Source organism: Alteromonas sp. 14N.309.X.WAT.G.H12 (assembly GCF_036697315.1).
GTDB lineage: Bacteria > Pseudomonadota > Gammaproteobacteria > Enterobacterales > Alteromonadaceae > Alteromonas.
In genome coordinates this window covers 1-224 of the sequence record NZ_JBAHZB010000277.1, presented here as the reverse complement: position 1 = coordinate 224, position 224 = coordinate 1, and the positions used below count along the sequence as shown (strand labels likewise).

Annotated in this window: 2 tRNA genes; both read left to right on the top strand. The window is 55.8% G+C overall.

Annotated features, from left to right (window positions below):
• Position 1 precedes the first annotated feature (1 nt).
• Positions 2-77: transfer RNA gene (locus tag V5298_RS20975), tRNA-Glu, on the top strand.
• Positions 78-148: 71 nt separating this feature from the next.
• Positions 149-224, top strand: a tRNA-Glu gene (locus tag V5298_RS20970).

Below are 224 nucleotides of genomic sequence, written 5' to 3'. Positions count from 1 at the left end.
TGTCCCCTTCGTCTAGAGGCCTAGGACACCGCCCTTTCACGGCGGTAACAGGGGTTCGAATCCCCTAGGGGACGCCATCTTTAATCGCGTCACAGTCGATAAATACTGTGAAATAGGCTGTAGGTTTATACCTTCGGGCAGAGTTTCTGTCCCCTTCGTCTAGAGGCCTAGGACACCGCCCTTTCACGGCGGTAACAGGGGTTCGAATCCCCTAGGGGACGCCA